The organism is Nonomuraea corallina, assembly GCF_027620315.1.
In the GTDB taxonomy this organism is placed as follows: domain Bacteria; phylum Actinomycetota; class Actinomycetes; order Streptosporangiales; family Streptosporangiaceae; genus Nonomuraea; species Nonomuraea corallina.
Map to the genome: position 1 here is coordinate 1 of NZ_JAPNNL010000040.1, position 18,094 is coordinate 18,094.

General features: G+C 73.7%; 17 protein-coding genes. 5 read left to right on the top strand and 12 right to left on the bottom strand.

Annotated features, from left to right (window positions below):
* On the bottom strand, positions 1-1,227 hold a 1,227-nt coding region (locus OUY22_RS12890), incomplete at its 3' end, for an AAA family ATPase (protein WP_270155129.1).
* A 133-nt stretch (positions 1,228-1,360) separates the two neighbouring features.
* Between OUY22_RS12890 and OUY22_RS12895 the strand changes: the two genes are divergently transcribed.
* Positions 1,361-2,362 carry a magnesium and cobalt transport protein CorA gene (locus tag OUY22_RS12895; protein ID WP_270155130.1) on the top strand — a complete coding sequence of 334 codons (1,002 nt, stop codon included), beginning with the start codon at positions 1,361-1,363 and terminating at the stop codon, positions 2,360-2,362.
* A gap of 289 nt (positions 2,363-2,651) precedes the next feature.
* Here the strand turns inward: OUY22_RS12895 and OUY22_RS12900 are convergent, their stop codons facing one another.
* Positions 2,652-3,761, bottom strand: a complete 1,110-nt coding sequence (locus OUY22_RS12900; RefSeq protein ID WP_270155131.1) for a M24 family metallopeptidase — start codon at positions 3,759-3,761, stop codon at positions 2,652-2,654.
* Positions 3,762-3,894: 133 nt separating this feature from the next.
* Here OUY22_RS12900 and OUY22_RS12905 point away from each other — a divergent pair, with 133 nt between their 5' ends.
* The 3 genes from OUY22_RS12905 (at position 3,895) to OUY22_RS12915 (ending at position 7,443) form a co-directional block, all read left to right on the top strand.
* Positions 3,895-5,067: a PP2C family protein-serine/threonine phosphatase gene (locus OUY22_RS12905; protein ID WP_270155132.1), complete on the top strand. Its 1,173-nt coding sequence runs from the start codon at positions 3,895-3,897 to the stop codon at positions 5,065-5,067.
* Positions 5,067-5,960: a 5'-3' exonuclease gene (locus OUY22_RS12910; RefSeq protein ID WP_270155165.1), complete on the top strand. Its 894-nt coding sequence runs from the start codon at positions 5,067-5,069 to the stop codon at positions 5,958-5,960. Before OUY22_RS12905 ends, OUY22_RS12910 begins: the two co-directional genes overlap by 1 nt.
* A 64-nt stretch (positions 5,961-6,024) precedes the next feature.
* The gene (locus OUY22_RS12915) at positions 6,025-7,443 is read left to right on the top strand and encodes an RNB domain-containing ribonuclease (RefSeq protein WP_270155133.1); all 1,419 of its coding nucleotides are present in this window, start codon (positions 6,025-6,027) and stop codon (positions 7,441-7,443) included.
* Positions 7,444-7,512: 69 nt separating this feature from the next.
* On the opposite strand, the gene OUY22_RS12920 is transcribed toward OUY22_RS12915, so the two are convergent.
* The 7 genes from OUY22_RS12920 to OUY22_RS12950 all read right to left on the bottom strand — a co-directional run bounded on the left by OUY22_RS12920 (position 7,513) and on the right by OUY22_RS12950 (position 14,611).
* On the bottom strand, positions 7,513-10,248 hold the full coding sequence (locus tag OUY22_RS12920) for a DEAD/DEAH box helicase (protein ID WP_270155134.1): 2,736 nt from the start codon (positions 10,246-10,248) through the stop codon (positions 7,513-7,515).
* Positions 10,249-10,329: 81 nt separating this feature from the next.
* On the bottom strand, positions 10,330-11,217 hold the full coding sequence (locus OUY22_RS12925) for a diacylglycerol/lipid kinase family protein (protein ID WP_270155135.1): 888 nt from the start codon (positions 11,215-11,217) through the stop codon (positions 10,330-10,332).
* Between the two features lie 18 nt (positions 11,218-11,235).
* Positions 11,236-12,108: a twin-arginine translocase subunit TatC gene (tatC, locus tag OUY22_RS12930; protein ID WP_270155136.1), complete on the bottom strand. Its 873-nt coding sequence runs from the start codon at positions 12,106-12,108 to the stop codon at positions 11,236-11,238.
* Between the two features lie 30 nt (positions 12,109-12,138).
* A complete protein-coding gene (gene tatA, locus OUY22_RS12935) occupies positions 12,139-12,456 on the bottom strand; it encodes a Sec-independent protein translocase subunit TatA (protein WP_270155137.1) in 318 nt (105 codons plus the stop codon).
* A gap of 69 nt (positions 12,457-12,525) precedes the next feature.
* Entirely contained in the window at positions 12,526-12,681 is a 156-nt protein-coding gene (locus tag OUY22_RS12940; protein WP_270155138.1) for a hypothetical protein, read from the bottom strand.
* A complete protein-coding gene (locus tag OUY22_RS12945) occupies positions 12,678-13,643 on the bottom strand; it encodes a helix-turn-helix transcriptional regulator (RefSeq protein ID WP_270155139.1) in 966 nt (321 codons plus the stop codon). The genes OUY22_RS12940 and OUY22_RS12945 overlap by 4 nt, the downstream gene beginning before the upstream one ends.
* Positions 13,640-14,611: a helix-turn-helix transcriptional regulator gene (locus tag OUY22_RS12950; protein ID WP_270155140.1), complete on the bottom strand. Its 972-nt coding sequence runs from the start codon at positions 14,609-14,611 to the stop codon at positions 13,640-13,642. Before OUY22_RS12950 ends, OUY22_RS12945 begins: the two co-directional genes overlap by 4 nt.
* A 37-nt stretch (positions 14,612-14,648) precedes the next feature.
* Here OUY22_RS12950 and OUY22_RS12955 point away from each other — a divergent pair, with 37 nt between their 5' ends.
* A complete protein-coding gene (locus OUY22_RS12955; protein WP_270155141.1) occupies positions 14,649-15,752 on the top strand; it encodes a DUF3866 family protein in 1,104 nt (367 codons plus the stop codon).
* Here OUY22_RS12955 and OUY22_RS12960 read toward each other — a convergent pair.
* The 3 genes from OUY22_RS12960 to OUY22_RS12970 all read right to left on the bottom strand — a co-directional run bounded on the left by OUY22_RS12960 (position 15,695) and on the right by OUY22_RS12970 (position 17,973).
* The gene (locus OUY22_RS12960) at positions 15,695-16,177 is read right to left on the bottom strand and encodes a DUF3291 domain-containing protein (protein ID WP_270155142.1); all 483 of its coding nucleotides are present in this window, start codon (positions 16,175-16,177) and stop codon (positions 15,695-15,697) included. The two genes, OUY22_RS12955 and OUY22_RS12960, sit on opposite strands and share 58 nt — an antisense overlap.
* A gap of 32 nt (positions 16,178-16,209) precedes the next feature.
* A complete protein-coding gene (locus OUY22_RS12965; RefSeq protein WP_270155143.1) occupies positions 16,210-16,857 on the bottom strand; it encodes a helix-turn-helix transcriptional regulator in 648 nt (215 codons plus the stop codon).
* Positions 16,858-16,977: 120 nt separating this feature from the next.
* On the bottom strand, positions 16,978-17,973 hold the full coding sequence (locus tag OUY22_RS12970) for an FKBP-type peptidyl-prolyl cis-trans isomerase (RefSeq protein WP_270155144.1): 996 nt from the start codon (positions 17,971-17,973) through the stop codon (positions 16,978-16,980).
* Positions 17,974-18,094 lie beyond the last annotated feature (121 nt).

Consider the following 18,094-nt stretch of genomic DNA (forward strand, 5'->3'; position numbering starts at 1 on the left):
GTGCAGCCGCGCCCGGGTGCCGGCGCCGAGTGCGTCGTAGGCGGCGGCCCGTCCCAGCGGCTCACGGAACCTGATCACCCGGCCGGGCTCCTCGACCAGCACCCCGGCGGCCACGGCCTCCTCCAGCGCGTCCAGTTCCGGACTCACACCCGGCCCGTCACCCTCCGGCCCGTCACCCTCCGGCCCGTCACGTCCCGGTCTGTCACCCTCCGGCCCGCCCGCCCGGGGTTCGGGCATCGCCCGTGCCACCGTCGCGGCCTCGTACAGCGTGCAGTCCTCCCCCAGGACCGCGCAGGCCCCGATGAGCGCCCGCGCCGACGGCCCGCAGGACCGCAGCCGCCGGGTGAACGTGCGCGCGTACGTGACGGGGGCGGGCAGCCGCACCCCGGGATCGGCGAGCGCCGAGACCGGGAGGGCGGCGAGCATCGCGCGGGCGTGCAGCGGGTTCCCCAGCGTGTGCGCCCGAAGCCGCGCCGCGGCCGGCTCGGACAGCGCCTCCCCCGGCGTCGTCCGCTCCCCGTCCAGTGGGGAGGGCGCCGGTTCGCCGGGTGCGGCCAGGGCGCGCACCCCCTCAGGCGGCGGCTCCGCGCTCCCCTCACCCCCCCGGAGCCGCCGCCTCGGGACGGCCGCCTCGTCCGGGTGTCCCGAGCTCCCCCGCGGCTGTCCCGCGCTCCCGATCGCGCCTTCAGGCTCCCGTACGGGCAGCCTGGCCAGTTCCGCGACCGACAGGCCCTGGAGGGAGATGCGGCAGGCGCCGTCGCCGGTCAGCAGCCGCCGCAGCCCGGTCGGCAGCCACGGATCGTCGGCGTCACGGCAGGCGGCCAGCACCAGCACCCGCTCCCCGCCCAGGCGCCGCACGGCGTAGCAGAGCGCGCGCAGCGACGGCCGGTCGGCCCACTGCGCGTCGTCCACCACCACGACCACGGGCCCGGCGGCCTGCGCGCACCGGATCGCCTCGCACAGGGCCTGGCCGGCGGTCCACGGATCGTCCGCCGCCAGGTCGGGCAGCAGCCGGCGGGCCACGCCGTACCTGAGGTGCCGTTCGCCGGCGTCGCCGCTCGTGGAGATGGTCCGCGTCCCGGAGGCGCCGGCGAGCGCGTGCCGGATGAGCGCCGTCTTGCCGATGCCCTCCGGCCCCTCGATCATCACTCTGCGCGCCGGTCCGGTCGCCGCCAGGCACAGCTCGGCCCGTACCGCCGCGAGCTCCGCCTCCCTGCCGACGAACATGACCTTCTCCCTCCCTCGCCTTACCCAGAGGGGGCGAGGGAGGATTTGATACACCCTTGAACAACTGCGGATTTTCCGGCGGCCCCGGCCGCTCGGGCTGCCGGCGGTCGCCGGAGCCGCCGCATGGGCGACAATGCCGGATGTGATTGTGGACAAGGCGATCTACCACGACGGCGTGCGCGAGACCATCGGCGGCGACATCAGCGACGCCTTCGGCCGGGCCCGCGCCAGGGGTGACTCCTTCCTGTGGATCGGCCTGCACGAGCCCACCCGGGAGGAGTTCGACCTGATCACCAGCGAGGTGAAGCTCCACCCGCTGGCGGTCGAGGACGCGATCCACGCCCATCAGCGGCCCAAGCTCGAACGCTACGACGACACCCTGTTCGTGGTGCTCAAGCCTCTGCTGTACGTCGAGGAGACCTCGGACGTCGAGGTGGGCGAGATCAACCTGTTCATCGGCGCCGACTTCGTGATCAGTGTCCGGCACGGCCAGGCGGCCCCGCTCGCCGGAGTGCGCCGCCGCCTGGAGAACGACCCCGCCCTGCTCGACGCCGGTCCCGCCGGTGTCTTCTACGCCATCTGCGACGACGTCGTGGACACGTACTGGCGCATCTCCCACGAGATCGAGGCCGACCTCATCGCCCTGGAGCGCCGGGTCTTCGGCGGCGCGCTGTCCGACGTGACCGCCGACATCTACGCGCTCAAGCGGGAGGTGCTGGAGTTCCGCACCGCGCAGGACCCGCTGGTGCCGGTGCTCGACGAGATCGTCAAGGGCCGGGTGGAGCTGTGCGCCGGCATGCGGGAGCAGTTCCGCGACGTGCTCGACCACCTGCTGCGGGTGGACACCCGCATCGACGAGCACAACGAGCTGCTCACCAGCGCCCTGAACGCCCACCTGGCGCTGGTGACCAGCGAGCAGAACAAGGTCGCCATGCGGCAGAACGCCGACATGCGCAAGATCTCGTCGTGGGCGGCGCTCATCGCCGTGCCGACCATGATCGCCGGAATCTACGGGATGAACTTCGACCACATGCCGGAGCTGCACTGGCCGTTCGGCTACCCGCTCATCCTGGGCCTCATGGCCGTCGCCGCGTTCGTCGTCTTCCGGCTGCTGCGCAGGAGCGGGTGGCTCTGAACCGCCGCCCCGCCCCCCGCACAGGCCGGGGGTCAGTCCCGGGCCGCTCGCCCGGCGCGGGCAGCAGCGCCGGCACCACCTCCACCAACCTCCGCCAGGACGGCCCACACCAAGACGCTGGAGCAGGCCGCGAACGCCGGCGCGTACGCCGAGGTCTGGGAGCGCCTCCGCACGGTCATGCCCGCGCGGGGGGCGCCCCGGGCGCACGACGCGCCGGAACGGCGACGGGCCTGGCACGGACGCTGGCGATCAGCCCCGACATTCCCGGCCCGCCGTCGCGGGGAGCGAGTCAGACGACGACCAGCTCCCTGGTGGTGACGTTGAGCCGGTCGACGCCGGACTCGGTGCACACCACGATGTCCTCGATCCGCGCCCCGTGGGCTCCCGCCAGGTAGATGCCGGGCTCGACGGAGAAGGCGAAGCCCGGCTCCAGCGGCTCGCCGTTGCCGGCGACGATGTACGGGTCCTCGTGGCCCTCGACGCCGATGCCGTGGCCGGTGCGGTGGATGAAGTGGTCGCCGTAGCCGGCCTCGGCGATGACGTCGCGGGCGGCGGCGTCGACCGACTCGCACGACACGCCGGGGCGTACGGCCGCGCAGGCGGCGTCCTGGGCGCGGCGCAGCACCTCGTAGTAGGCGGCGAACTCGGCCGGCGGCTCGCCCACGCAGTAGGTGCGGGTGGAGTCGGAGCAGTAGCCGCTCGGCATCTGGCCGCCGATGTCGACGACGACGGGCTCGGCGGGCTGGATGACCCGGTCGGACACGTCGTGGTGCGGGCTGGCGCCGTTGGGGCCGGAGGCGACGATGGTGAAGTCGACGGTGGCGTGGCCGGTGGCGAGGATGGCCTCGGCGATGTCGCGCGCCACCTCGCGCTCGGTGCGGCCGGCCCGCAGGAAACCGGGCACCTGCCGGTGCACCTCGTCGATCGCCTCGCCGGCCTCGCGCAGCGCGGCCACCTCGGCGGGCGACTTGCGCATCCGCAGCTCGCGCAGCACGCTTCCGGCGAGGACCTGCTCGGTGTCCGGCAGCACGTCACGGAAGCGCAGCGACGCCATCGCCCACATGCGGTCGGCCACGCCGACCTTGCCCACCGGCCCGAGCCGGTCGGCGGCGATCAGGTACGGGTCGTCGGTCTCGTCCCACGCCACGAACTCCAGGCCCAGCCGCGAGGCGGGTGACGCCTGCGCGGCCGGCAGCTCAAGCCTGGGCACCATCATGAACGGGTCGGCCGCGGCGGGCACCACCAGGCAGGTCAGCCGCTCCAGCGGTTTGGCGTCGTAGCCGCTGACGTAGCGCAGGTCTGGGCCCGGGGTCAGCAGCAGGGCGTCGACCCCGGCTTTGGCCGTGGCCTCGCGCACGGCGGCCAGGCGGGACACGGGATACAAGTCTGAGTACGTCATCACAGGGCTCAATCTACTCGCCTAAAATCCGCGAAAAGCTCTCACCACGCCTCAGACCCCCGGTACCCGGCGCACACGGGCCATCACGTACTGTGATGCCAATTGTCCTGTTCCCACGCCTGCCGGAGGTCCGATGAGCATGCTCGACGGGTACTCCGAGCTGCTCGCCTCCCGGCTCGCGCACGCCCAGCGGCTGGGCAACATGGGCTGGGCGGAGTGGAACCTGCGCACCGGCGGCATCGTCTGGTCCGAGCAGGTGTACGCGATCTTCGGCAGGGACCCGGCGGAGGGCCCGCTGCCGCTGGCGGCCCTGGCCGGCTACGTCGAGCCCGACGACCTCGCGGCGCTGGACGAGCTGCTGTGGACGGTGACGCAGGGCGTGGAGTCGGTCCAGGCCGAGTTCCGCATCCGGCGGGCCGCCGGCGACGTGCGCAACCTGCGCGTGGTGCTGGAGCCGCTGATGGCGCCCGGCGGGCCGACCGGCGTGCACGGCGTGATCCAGGACATCACCGGCCGCCGCCGCGCCGAGCGGATCATGTCGGAGTCGCGCCGCCAGCTGCTGGAGGCGCGGGTGCAGGCCGCCGAGGAGCGGCACGTGATGCTGGCGTTGCGCGAGGCGATCCTGCCCGAGCCGGCCGGCTGCCTGGACCTGCCGCACACCAGGATCGCGGTCCGGTACGTGCCGGCGGAGAAGACGGCGAGCCTGGGCGGCGACTGGTTCGAGGCGGCGGCGCTGCCGGACGGGCGGGCGCTGCTGGCCATCGGTGACGTGTCCGGCCACGGCCTGCCCGCGATCGCGCACATGGCCCAGCTCCGGCACGCGCTCATCGGCCTGACGATGACGGGCGAGCCGCCGAACCGGCTGCTGTCCCGGCTGAACGACCTGGTGCTGCACCGTCTCGCCGACACCACGGCGACCGCGGTGGTCGGCCATCTGGACGCGGTCACCCGGGTGTTCACCTGGGCGCAGGCCGGCAACCTGGCGCCGGTGCTGGTGCGCGACGGCGTGGCCAGCAGGCTCGACCCGCCGCGCGGCATCCTGCTCGGCGCCACCGGCGACGTGCCGTACCGGCTGGCCGAGACGCGGCTGCGGAGCGGCGACCTGGTGCTGATGTTCACCGACGGGCTGGTGGAGCGGCGCACCCGTGACATCGACGAGGGCCTGGACCTGGTGATGACGGCGGCGTGCAAGCTGCCGGGCCGTGATCTGGACGAGGGCCTGGACCGCCTGCTGGAGGACATCGGCGGGCCGAACCCGGAGGACGACGCGTGTCTGCTCGCGGTGGGCATACTGGGCACGTGCTGATGCTTCTGGACACCCCCTCGCTCTATTTCCGCGCCTTCCACGGCATCCCGGAGACGATCACCGCGCCCGACGGGATGCCGGTGAACGCGGTCCGGGGGCTGATCGACATGATCGCCACGCTGGTGCGCGGCCACTCCCCCACCGAGCTGGCGGCGACCATGGACGCGGACTGGCGGCCCGCCTTCCGGGTGGCGGCGCTGCCTTCGTACAAGGCCCACCGGGTGGCCCAGGGCGACGCCGAGGAGGTGCCGGACACGCTGGTGCCGCAGATCGCGGTGATCGAGCGGGTGCTCGACGCGGTCGGCATCGCCCGGCCGGAGTCGCCCGGCTACGAGGCCGACGACGTCATCGGCACGCTCACGCACCGGGCGCGGGGCGCGGTCGACATCGTGACCGGCGACCGCGACCTGTTCCAGCTCGTCGACGACGCCCGGCCGGTGCGGGTCCTCTACACCGCGCGCGGGCTGCGCAACCTGCAACTGGTCGACGAGGCGTGGGTGAGCGCCAAGTACGGCATCCCTGGCCGCTGCTACGCCGACTTCGCGACGCTGCGCGGCGACCCGAGCGACGGCCTGCCGGGGGTGCCGGGCGTGGGCGAGAAGACGGCGGCGGCGCTGATCACCAGGTTCGGCTCGCTGGAGGCGCTGCTGGAGGCGCTCGACGGGGGCGGCGCGGAGGGGTTCCCTGCCGGAGCCCGCACCAAGCTGGCCGCCGCCCGCGACTATCTGGAGGTCGCGCCGGTGGTGGTCAAGGTCGCGCACGACGCCCCGCTGCCCGGCGCCGACCTGACGCTGCCGGCCAAGCCGCGCGACCCCGAGGCGCTGGTGGAGCTGGCCGACCGCTACGGGCTCGACGGCCCGCTCAACAGGCTGCTGGAGGTGCTGAAGCGCTGAGAGTGTCCGAATCGGCATCGAACGCGTAGAACGCCCGAGTCGTCCGGCCCGATAGATTGACCCCGTGTCGACCACCATGATCAGGGTTCCGGCCGGGGTGCCCGCCCGCCTCGAGGACGGGTTCGGCCGGATCAGGCGCGAGCTGAAGCTCCCGGACGCCTTCCCCGCCAAGGTGGCCGAGGAGGCCGCCTGGGTGGCGCGGGTGCCGCGGCCGGGCGGCGAGGACCTGACGGAGCTGCCGTTCGTCACCCTGGACCCGCCCGGTTCGATGGACCTGGACCAGGCGTTCCACCTGGAGCGGCTGCGCGGCGGCTACCGGGTCTGGTACGCGATCGCGGACGTGGGTGCGTTCGTCCGCCCCGGCGGCGTGATCGACGACGAGGCCCGGGCCAGGGGCGCGACCGTCTATCTCCCCGACGGCAACGTGCCGCTGCACCCGCCGGTGCTGTCGGAGGGCGCGGCCAGCCTGCTGCCGGGCGCGGAGCGGCCGGCCGTGGTCTGGCGGATCGACCTCGACGGTGACGGCCGCACGGTCGGCGCGGACGTGCTGCGGGCGCGGGTGCGCAGCCGCGAGCGGCTCGACTACGACTACGTGCAGGCGGCGGTCGAGACCGGCACCGCCGACGGCCCGATCGTCCTGCTGGCCGAGATCGGCAGGCTGCGGCTGGCGCTGGAGCGCGAGCGCGGCGGGGTGACGCTGCCGACCCCGGAGCAGCAGCTGGTGCCGGACGACGGCGGTTACCGGCTGGCCTACCGGCTGCCGCTGCCCGCCGAGGCGTGGAACGCCCAGTTGTCGCTGCTGGCCGGGATGGCGGCGGCGCAGCTGATGCTGGAGGCGGAGATCGGGCTCCTGCGGGTGCTGCCGGCGCCGCGCCCCGCCGACCTCGACCGGGTGCGCCGGGTGGCGCAGGCCCTGGAGGTGCCGTGGCCCGACGGCGCCGGTTACGGGGCGGTGGTGCACGACCTGGACGCCAAGCTGCCCCGGCACGCGGCGTTCCTGCACGAGGCGCGGGTGCTGCTGCGCGGCGCCGGGTACGCGGCCTTCGACGGGGCGCCGCCGAAGCTGGCCGAGCACGCGGCGGTCGCGGCCCCGTACGCGCACGTGACCGCCCCGCTGCGGCGGCTGGCCGACCGGTACGCGAGCGAGGTGTGCCTGGCGATCGCCGCGGGCGAGCCGGTGCCGTCGGACGTGCGCCGGGCGCTGCCCGAGCTGCCCGAGCTGATGGCGGCCTCCGGCCGGCGGGCGGGCGCGGCCGAGCGGGCCTGCGTCGACCTGGCCGAGGCGTACGTGCTGCGCGACCGCATCGGCCAGGAGTTCGCCGCCACGGTGGTCGACGCGGACGAACGCGGCGGGCTGGTGCAACTGACCGAGCCGGCCGTGATCGCGCGCTGCGACGGCGCGCTGCCGCTGGGCGAACAGGTGGCCGTACGGCTGGTGGCCGCCGAGCCGGCCACCCGCGAGGTCCGCTTCACCTTCCCCTGAGCACGCCCCTGAGCACGCCCCTGAGCACGCCCCTGAGCACGGCCCGGAGCACGGCCCGGAGAAAGGGGCTCACACGAGCGACGAGTAGGCCACCACGCCCCGGCGCATCCCGTCGACGGCCTTCGTCGCGGTCTGCTTGATCGCGCTGCCGGGCGGGGCCGCGTCGCCGAGCTGGCCCAGCAGGTCCATCAGCTGCTTGATCCAGCGCACGAAGTCGCCGGCGGCCAGCTCGCCGCCGTTGACGCCGTCCATCAGCACCGCGTCGAGGCTGTGGCCCTTCGTCCACCGGAACGCCGCCCACGCGAACCCCAGGTCGGGCTCGCGGATGGTGGACAGTCCGTGGTCGGCCTCGATGCCCTCCAGCTCGCCCCACAGCCGGGTCATGGCCGTCAGCGCGTCCTGCGCCCGCCCGGCGGGGATCTTGGGCCGGCGGGCGTCGTCGGACTGGCGCGACTCGAACACCAGCGCCGACACGCACGCCGCCAGCTCGGCCGGGTCGAGCTCCTCCCACAGGCCGCTGCGCAGGCACTCCGCGGTCAGCAGGTCGAGCTCGGTGTAGAGGCGGCCCAGGCGGCGGCCCTCGTCGGTGACGTGCTCGCCGTCGAGGTAGCCGAGCTGCCCCAGCACCGTGCAGATGCGGTCGAAGGTACGCGAGATGACGTGGGAGCGGCCCTCCACGCGCCGGCGCAGCCCCTGGGTCTCGCGCAGCAGCTTGTGGTAGCGCTCGGCCCAGCGGGCGTGGTCCTCCCGCTCGTCGCAGCCGTGGCAGGGATGCTGGCGGATGCGCCTGCGCAGGTCGTTGACCTCCTCGTCCTCCATCGCGTGGTCGCGCGCCCTGAGCGGCTTGCCCAGGTCGCGGTCGCCGAGCTTGGCGAGCAGGGTGGAGACCAGGTCGGCCCGCTCCTTCGGCGAGCGGCCGTTGAAGTTCTTCGGGATGCGGACCTTCTCCAGCGGCTCCACCGGGACCGGGAAGTCGGCCGGGTCGAGGCGCTTGACCTGCTTGCCGATGGTGAGCACCAGCGGCGTCGGCCCGGTCGCCGCCGACCGGTTGCGCGGGTTGCGACCGGGGTCGAGCACGATCGCCAGCCCGGCCCGCCGCCCGCCGGGCACCCGGATCACGTCGCCGGGCTGCAGCGCCTCCAGCGAGCGCACCGCCGCCGCGCGCCGGGCCGCGCCGCGCTGGCGGGCCAGGTCGGCCTCCCGGTCGGACAGCCGCCTGCGCAGCGTCGCGTACTCGCCGAAGTCGCCCAGGTGGCAGGTCATCGCCTCCTGGTAGCCCTCCAGCGCCTCCTCCTGCTTGCGCAGCTGCTTGGCCAGCCCGACGACCGCCCGGTCGGCCTGGAACTGCGCGAACGACTCCTCCAGCAGCGCCCTGGCCCGCTCCCGCCCGAACTGGCCGACGAGGTTGACCGCCATGTTGTACGAGGGCTGGAAGCTGGAGCGCAGCGGGTAGGTGCGGGTGCCGGCCAGGCCCGCCACCGACAGCGGGTCCATGGACGGCTGCCACAGCACCACGGCGTGGCCCTCGACGTCGATGCCGCGCCGCCCGGCCCGGCCGGTGAGCTGGGTGTACTCGCCGGGGGTGAGGTCGGCGTGGGTCTCGCCGTTCCACTTGTCGAGCTTCTCGATGACCACGCTGCGGGCCGGCATGTTGATGCCCAGGGCCAGCGTCTCGGTCGCGAACACCGCCTTGACCAGGCCGCGGGTGAACAGCTCCTCCACGACCTCCTTGAACGCCGGGAGCATGCCCGCGTGGTGGGCCGCCAGCCCCCGCTCCAGGCAGTCGCGCCACTCCAGATAGCCCAGCACCGCCAGGTCCTCGTCGGGCAGGTGGGCGGTGCGCTCGTCGACCAGCTGGCGGATCTCGTGGCGCTCCCGCTCGGTCGTCAGCCGGATGCCCGCGTACAGGCACTGCTGGACGGCCGCCTGGCAGCCCGCGCGGGAGAAGATGAAGGTGATCGCGGGCAGCAGGCCCTCGGCGTCGAGCTTCTCGATCACCTGAGCCCGGTCGGCCGGCCTGCCCCGCGACGGCCGGCCGTAGCCGCGCCCGCGGCGGCCGGCCAGCAGCCGCTCGGCGTCGCGGGTGACCCGCATCAGCGTCGGGTTGATGCGCGGCACGTCGTCGTCGGGCAGGAACAGGTCGTAGATCCGGTTGCCGACCATCATGTGCTGCCACAGCGGAACCGGGCGGTGCTCGTCGACGATCACGGTGGTGTCGCCGCGCACCTCGCCGAGCCACTCGCCGAACTCCTCGGCGTTGCTGACCGTCGCCGACAGCGCCACCAGCCGGACCGACTCCGGCAGGTGGATGATGACCTCTTCCCAGACCGCGCCGCGGAACCGGTCGGCCAGGTAGTGGACCTCGTCCATGACGGCGAAGCCGAGCCCGGCCAGCGTGGCCGACCCGGCGTAGAGCATGTTGCGCAGCACCTCGGTCGTCATGACGACGATGGGCGCCTCGCCGTTGATGCTGTTGTCGCCGGTCAGCAGGCCGACCTTGGCGGTGCCGTACCGTTTGACCAGGTCGTTGTACTTCTGGTTGGACAACGCCTTGATCGGGGTGGTGTAGAAGCACTTGCGGCCCTGCTCCAGGGCCAGATGGACGGCGAACTCGCCGACGACCGTCTTGCCCGACCCGGTCGGGGCCGCCACCAGCACGCCGTCGCCCGCCTCCAGCGCCCGGCAGGCGTCGATCTGGAAGTCGTCGAGCTCGAACTCGTACAGGCCCCGGAACGACCGCAGAGCGGGGGCGTCTCCCGGGTATTTCTGACGGAAGGCCGCGTAGCGTTCCGCTGGCGTTGTCATAGTCGCCAGCCTACCGAAACCGCCATTCCGGTCAGCCCTCGCGGTGATCGCTTCCGGCCGACCGCCTTTACAAAGTACGGCTCAGGTGAGGACGGTCAGCGCCCCCGGCCGCACCTCGCAGGTGACCGGCCCGGGCCCGATCCGTTCGCCGTCGGCGTAGGCCACCACGCCGGGCGCCTCCAGCCGCACGCTCCTGGCCCGGCGGACGGTGACGGCCCGGTGGCCCACGTGGGTGCCCCGGTAGACGCTGGGGAACACGCGCAGGAACTCGGCCTTGCCCACCGCCTCCACCATCACCACGTCCAGCAGCCCGTCGTCGGGCACCGCGTCCGGGCACACCCGCATCCCCGCCCCGTAGGAGCAGGTGTTGCCCACGGCCACGAGCATCGCCTCCCGCTCGTACGGCTCGCCGTCGTCGAGCGTGACCCGGAACGGGATCGGCTCGAAGGAGCGCAGCTCCTGCGCGGTGGCCAGCAGGTAGCGGGCCGTGCCGGACGGCCAGGTCAGCCGGTTGGCGCGCTCGTTCACCCGCGAGTCGAACCCGCAGCACACCACCCCGGCGAACAACTCCTCGCCGGCGTCGGTGCTGATCCGGCCGGCGTCGACGGATCGCGTCCGCATCCGCAGGATCGCCCCGGCGGCGGCGATCGGGTCCTTGCTCGGGACGCCGAGGGCGGCCGCGATGTCGTTGCCGGTCCCCGCCGGGATGATGCCGAGCGGCACGTCGGTGCCGTTCACGGCCTGCACGGCGAGGTGGACCAGGCCGTCTCCGCCGAAGGCGACGAGCGCGTCGGGCCGCTCGGCGACCGCGAGGCAGGCCCGGTCGAGCGCGTCGGCGGCGTCGTCGCCGACGATCACCGACAGCTCGGCGCCGCCCGCGCGCAGCCTGCGGGCGACGGGCTCCAGCAGGCGGAGCGTCCTTCCGCCGCGCGCGGTGGGGTTGACCAGCAGGGCGAGATGGGGGGCCACGCCTCCGGAACCTACCGCCTACCGGGCGGTTCCGGAATCCTCTTCCAGCGTCTTGTCGGCGAGGTCGGGGCCGAGCGGCGAGGCCTCGTCGTCGGACAGGTGATCGAACTCGCTGGCCGGCTGCCGCTTCTCGCGCAGGTACATGAACAGCTCCGCCGCCGCGAACAGCACGATCATCGGCGCGGCCAGGGCCATCATGGTGATCGGGTCGCCGCCGGGGGTGACGACCGCGCCGAAGACGAACATCAGGAAGATGACCAGCCGCCGGTGCTTGGCGACCGTGGCGTGCGGCAGCACCCCGATCAGGTTGAGGAACACCAGCAGCAGCGGCAGCTCGAACGACACCCCGAAGATCAGCAGCATGATCAGGACGTAGTCGAGATACTGGTCGATCGCGATGGTCGCGACCGTGCCCTCGAGGCTGAAGCCGAGCAGGAAGCCCAGCGCGGTGTCCATGATGAGGTAGGACAGCGCCGCGCCCACGGCGAACAGGGGCACGGCCAGTCCCAGGAAGGTCATCGTGTAGCGCTTCTCGGCGCGATAGAGCGCGGGCGTGACGAACGCCCAGATCTGGTAGAGCCAGACCGGCGACGCCAGCACCAGGCCCACCATCAGCGAGATCTTCAGCGTGATGAAGAACGACGAGAAGATGCCGTTGTAGGTCAGGCTGCACTCGCCGGTGAGCTGGTGTGACTGCGTCGTGGAGCAGTAGGGCTCCTTGAGCACCTCCCACACCGGCCCGGACACGATCCAGCCGAGCATCACGCCCACCGCGACGGCCGCCAGCGCGATCAGCAGGCGGTTGCGCAGCTCACGGAGATGGTCCATGAGCGGCATCCGGCCCTCGGAGTCGCGCTCCGGCTTGGGCCGTGACCGTTTCAGCAGCGCCATCGATGAGTCCTGGGGACTAGGGGACGGTGATCAGGGACGCTTGTCGGCCTGCGCCGCGGCGCGCAGGCGCGCGGCCTGCTCCTCCAGCTTGCGGGCCTGCTCCTCGGCCGACAGCTCCGGCGCGGGCGCGGCGTGCAGCTGCGGCGGGGGCGCCGGCTGCGCCTGCGGCTGGGCCTGCACCACGGTCGCCTTGTTGTCGTCGTCGTCATCGTTGAGCTTGCTGGTCTCGGCCTTGAAGATGCGCAGGGACCGGCCGACGCCACGGGCGAGGTCCGGCAGCTTCTTGGCCCCGAACAGCAGGACCAAGGCCACTAGGATCAGGATGATCTCCGGAGGTCCCAAGTTCATGTGACGTCCTTCATGGTGAGAGCGAGGTGCGGTCTTTCCTCACGATCGTACGCTGCCAAGGGCGCTGCCTCATCCCCCAGCGTCCTCTTTGCGATGGAATTGATGGCGAACATGAGTAATCGTCCTGTTCAACTCGGCCGCCGCGCTGGTGACCCGGGCCGCCGCGACCCCGAGGACGGCCACACCGGCCACACCGAGCCCGATCGACACCAGGATCCACGTCATGTCTGGCGAGCGTACAGCTCCAGGGACCGCTCCGCCTCCTCGCGCACCCGTTCGGCCATCCGGAGCGGCGAGACGACCCGGCCGGTGTCGCCCAGCCGCAGCGCCAGTTTGAGTATCCAGTCGTCGTCGCGGGCGCGCAGCGAGATCCGCAGCCGCCCCTCGCCCAGCTCGGTCACCTGCTCGCACGGGTAGTACTCGGCGACCCACCGCCCGGCGGCGGTCACCTCCAGCTCCACCAGCGGGTCGGCGGGCGAGGGCCGGAACACGCCCTGGGCGACGTCGATCGGCTCGGCCTCGGCGGGCGGGTTCGCGGGCTCGTCGAGCACCTCGACGCCGAGCATCCGGTCGAGCCTGAACAGCCGCATCGCCTCGGCGCGGTAGCACCAGCACTCCAGGTAGGTGCGGCCGTCGGCGACGACGATCCGCATCGGGTCGACCTCGCGCGGGGTGACCTCGTCGCGGCCCGGCACGTAGTAGCGCAGCGACAGCCGCCGCCGGGAGTTCAGCGCCTCGCGCACCCGGGGCAGCGCGTCCGGGGCGGCGTCCACGTCGACGGCCACCTGGCTGCTGACGGCGGCGGCCCCCTCGCCGGCGGCCCGCTCCAGCTTGGCCACCACGCGCGGCAGCGCGTCGCCCCGCACCTCGGCCAGCTCCGGGGTCGCGGCGAGCATGCGCAGCGCCACCAGCAGCGCGCTGGCCTCGTCGATGCCGAGCCGCAGCGGCCTGGCGATGGTGTCGGCGTTGTCGATGAGGATCTCGCCGCCGTCCCAGGACACGTCGATGAGGTCACCGGGGGTGTGGCCGGGCAGCCCGCACATCCACACCAGCTGCAGGTCGTCGATGAGCTGCTTCTCGGTCAGCCCGAACACCTCGGCCACCTCGCCGACCTGGGCCCCCGGATGGGACATCAGGTAGGGCACGAGAGCCAGCAGCCTCGGCAGCCGGTCGGCGGATCCGCTCACGCCAGCGCCCCCTTCAGTCGGCGGATGACGGCTTCGCGCGCGTCGGGCGGCCCGGCCACCTCGACGTCGGAGCCGAGGCTGGCCATCCATCCGGCCAGCCGTTCGGGGTCGGTGAAGGGCAGCTCGGCCTCGTCCCAGCCGTCGGCTCCAGGCCGGACGGCCCTGGCGAGCTGGCGCAGCCCTTCACAGGTGCCCTGGCGGACGCGCACCACCGCGACGCGCCCACTGGCGGGCTCGTCCGGGAAGGCGACCATGGCCCGCAGGTCGACGCCCTCGGGCACCTGGACGGAGCCCGGCCTGCCGAAGGTGGTGACGGGGCCGGTGATGCGGCTCAGCCGGAAGGCGCGCGGCGCCTCGCGGTCCCGGTCGTAGCCCGCGACGTACCACCGGCCGCGGCGGCTCACCACGCCCCACGGCTCGACGGTGCGGGTGTGCACGTTCTCGCTGCCGGCGCCGCGGTAGTCGAACCTGACCGCCTTGCGGTCGCGCACCGCCTGCCACAGGGCGGGGAAGGCCGGGTCGCGGGTGTCGACCCGCAGCTCCAGCGCCCCTCCCCCGAGGCCGCCGCCGACGCCGCCGAGCGCGTCGTCGGTGTGGACGCCGCCCGCGCGCAGCTTCAGCAGCGCCCCCGAGGCCGCCTCGGCCAGGCTCGCGCGCTGCCACACCTGGGCGGCCATGCCGAGCACGGCGGCCTCGTCGGGTTCGAGCGTGATCTCGGGCAGCTCGTAGGACTGCCGCTCGATGCGGTAGCCCGGCTCGTCCTCCCACGGGTCGCGCACCACGTCGATGGGGATGCCGATCTCGCGCAGCTCGTTCTTGTCGCGCTCGAACATCCGCTGGAACGCCTCGTCGCTGTCGCGGTCGTAACCGGGCACGGCGTGCCTGATCTGCTCGGCCGGCAGCGGACGACGGGTGGCGAGCAGACAGATCACCAGATTCAGCAACCGCTCGGTCTTCCGGCGCGACATCCGCTCACTCCTCCTCCAACGACGCTACCCTGCCCCCGTGATCAGATGGCGCAAGGGCGAGGTCATACGGATCCGGCGCGAGTGGCCGGGAGCGATGGAACTGGATGTCGCCGTCCCCGAGGAGGACGGCCCGCCCGGCTCGGAGCCTGGCGTGCCGTGCCGGGCGCTGGCCTACCCGTCTCTGGTGGGCCGTCCCGAGCCCGGCGACGAGGTGCTGCTCAACACGACGGCACTCGCGATGGGTCTCGGTACGGGAGGTTACGCCATGGTGGTGGCCGTGCCGAACCGTTTGCCGGAAGATCCTCAAGGCCCCGGGCACCTGGTGAAGGCTCGCTACACGCCGTTGCAGGCCACGGTGCTGAGCGCGGACGAGCAGGGCTCGCCCTACCATGAGGCGCTGCGCGAGGCCGACTCGGTCGACGGGATGCCGGTGGTGGTGGCCGACCTGCACTCGGCGCTGGCGCCGATCCTGTGCGGGCTGTACGCGGCCGCGGGCCGTTCGGTGCGGGTCGCGTACGTGATGCTCGACGGCGGGGCGCTGCCGGCGTGGTTCTCGATGGCGGCGGCGACGCTGCGGCAGCAGGGCTGGCTGGCCGGGACGGTCACGGTCGGGCAGGCGTTCGGCGGGGACGTGGAGGCGGTCACCACCCACACGGGCCTGCTGGCGGCCCGCCACGTGCTGGGCGCGGACGTGGCCGTCGTCGCGCAGGGGCCCGGCAACCTGGGCTCGGGGACGCGGTGGGGGTTCTCGGGGGTGTCGGCGGGCGAGGCGGTCAACGCGGCCTCGGTGCTGCTGGGGCGGCCGGTCGCGGCGCTGCGGGTCAGTGAGGGCGACCGGCGCGAGCGGCATTACGGGATCTCCCACCATTCGCTGACCGCCTACGGCAGGGTGGCGCTGGTCCGCGCCCGGGTGCCGGTGCCGATGCTGCCGGGCGAGTTCGGCCGGCGGGTGCGCGACCAGGCCGAGCTGCTGGCCGTCCGGCACGAGCTGGTGCCGGTCGAGGTCGACGGCCTGCACGAGGCGCTGCGCGGCTCACCGGTGCGGCTGTCGACCATGGGCCGGGGGCTGGAGGAGGACCTGCCCTACTTCCTGGCGTCCGCGGCGGCGGGCAGGCTGGCGGCCTCACTGCTGGCGTCGTAGGGGTCCCTGAACGTGAACGCCTCGGGGCCGGGGCCTTCGGCCTTGAGGCGTTCCAGCCGCGCCATCGCCTCCGCGAGCGTCGGGATGACGCCGTCGGGCACCCACCACATCACCATGGTCGGCTCGGCCAGCCGCCGGAACCACTCCCGGCGGCGGCGCAGCACCTCCAGGTGGCCGCTGCGGTAGACGTAGTTCCACAGCGCGTCGAGGTCCTCCCACACCGAGAAGTTGATCAGCAGGTGGTCGCCGTAGTCGTGGACCACGGTCGCGGTGGGGTCGGTCTCGCTCTCCTTGAGCCGCCACACGAACCCGGGAGAGCCGTCGGCGAGCGCGTTGATCGGCTCCAGCAGGGCGACGAACCCGGCGAGCTCGGCCGAGTCGACGGGCGCGCGCAGGTGGGCGAGGTTGAGCTGGGCGAGATGCATGACGTTCAGCGAACCATCCCCCACCCTCTATGTCAATCTTCGTTTGTTTTAGAAAGGGCGACGCAGCACTCCCCCGGTCTCGGATCCAGCCGGGCCCGCCCCGGATCCTCACCCAGCCCTTCGAGCAGCCCCTGGCACAGCGCCAGGTTCATGGAGCAGACGAGCAGCGGCTGCTCGCGCGAGAGCACGTGGAACGGGCAATTGCGCATCCGCAGGCCCGCGTCCCCGTCGGCGTACGGCTCGTAACCGCGCTCGCGCAGCACCTCCTCCACCGGCCGGCCGCCGCCGCTCCGGCCCAGCCGCTCCCCCGCCACGCGGGCGGCCCGCTCGGCCCGCTCCTCGGCGCCGAGCCCCTCCACCACGTCGGCGAGCACGGAGGCGAGCGTGGCGTAGTCGCGCGGCGGCAGGCTCACCGACCGCTCGCCCGCGGCCCTGCGGTAGACCTTGGCGGGCCGGCCGCTGCCCGGCCCCTTCCGCTCCGGCCGCCGAAACCCGCTCTCCAGCAGCCCCGCCTCGACGAGCTTGTCGAGGTGGTGGCCGGCGAGGGTGCGCGAGACCCCGGCGGCCTCCGCCGCCTCCTGCCTGCCCACCTCACCGCCGCGACCGGCCACCGCCTCGTACAGGCTCCGCCGTACGGGATCGTGCAGCAGGCCGAGGGCATCGAGGTCGTCGTCGCTCACAGCCGGAGTCTAGGACGGTTCACCGCCCCTTCCGGACCCGCGTGATCGCGTACGGGAGTTCGCGCCCGTCCTGACAGGGGCGGGAATGCGAGGCCGCCGGGTTCCGGCGCGGCCGGCACATCAGTAGACGGCGAGCACGTCCACCACGTACACGAGCGTCTCACCCGGCGCGATCCGCGCGCTCCCGCCGGTTCCCGCGTCCCCGTGCGCGTCACCGGGCGGCACCACCATCGCCACCCGGCTCCCCGCGGGCACGCCCGCCAGCGCCCGGTTCCAGCCGGACACGAGGCTGCCGTCGCCCAGGGTGACGGCCTCGGGGCGGCCGCGCTGCCAGGTGGAGGTGAAGACCCGGCGCTCACTCCAGGTGGCGCCCGCGTACTGCACCACGAGCAGCCGCCCGGCCTCGGCCGCCCGGCCGGAACCGCGCGCCAGCATCCTGGCGGTCAATCCGCCCGGCGGCTCCCCGTCCGGGATCGCCAGCGCGGGCGCCGCCCCGCCCCCGACCCGCACCCCGGCAATCACCCCCGCACCCGCCTCGACGGCGTCCCGCCCCGGATGCGCCCCGAGGACGTCGACCACATAGAACAGATCCACCCGCCCGTGGGCCCTGGGTACGTGGTCGACGGCGTCCGCTCGGACGCCGGGTGCGGCCGGCCCGGCCTGGGGGCCGGGAGGGCGTTCCCCTGCGGGGGTTCCCGACGTTCCGAGGGGGATGGCGGCGGTCACCCGGCTGCCCGCCCGGCGGCCCCGGAGCGCGGCGTCGAGGCCCGGGTGCAGCGCGCCCAAGGGGAGCGCCTCCGGGGTGCCGCGGTTGAAGGTGGACGCGACGAGCCGGTTCTCCCGGCCGTCCCACAGGTGAGCGGTGTACTGGACGACGGCCACGCCGCCCTGCTCCAGCGGCGCGCCGTGACCGGCGGTCCGCTCCGCCACGCGCGGTTCGGCGGGCGGCGCACCGGCGGGGAAGGTGATCGAGGGCCGGGCCCCGAAGGGTCCCGTCACCCGGGGTTCGGTCTCGCCCGGTTCCGCCCCGGTGCACGCCGTCACCAGGGCCAGGGCCATGGACGCGAGCACGGCCAGGGAGCGGCGGGGTGCGGGCCGGAGGAGTGGGGTGGGCAACCGGGTGACCTCCCTGCGCGGTCGGCGTCGCGGAGCGTGAGCCGCTTGGTGCCGGTGACCACCGCGGCTGCGGGAGCCCCGGTGGCCCCGGGCGGATCATGCTCGCGCCGGATCGAGCCCC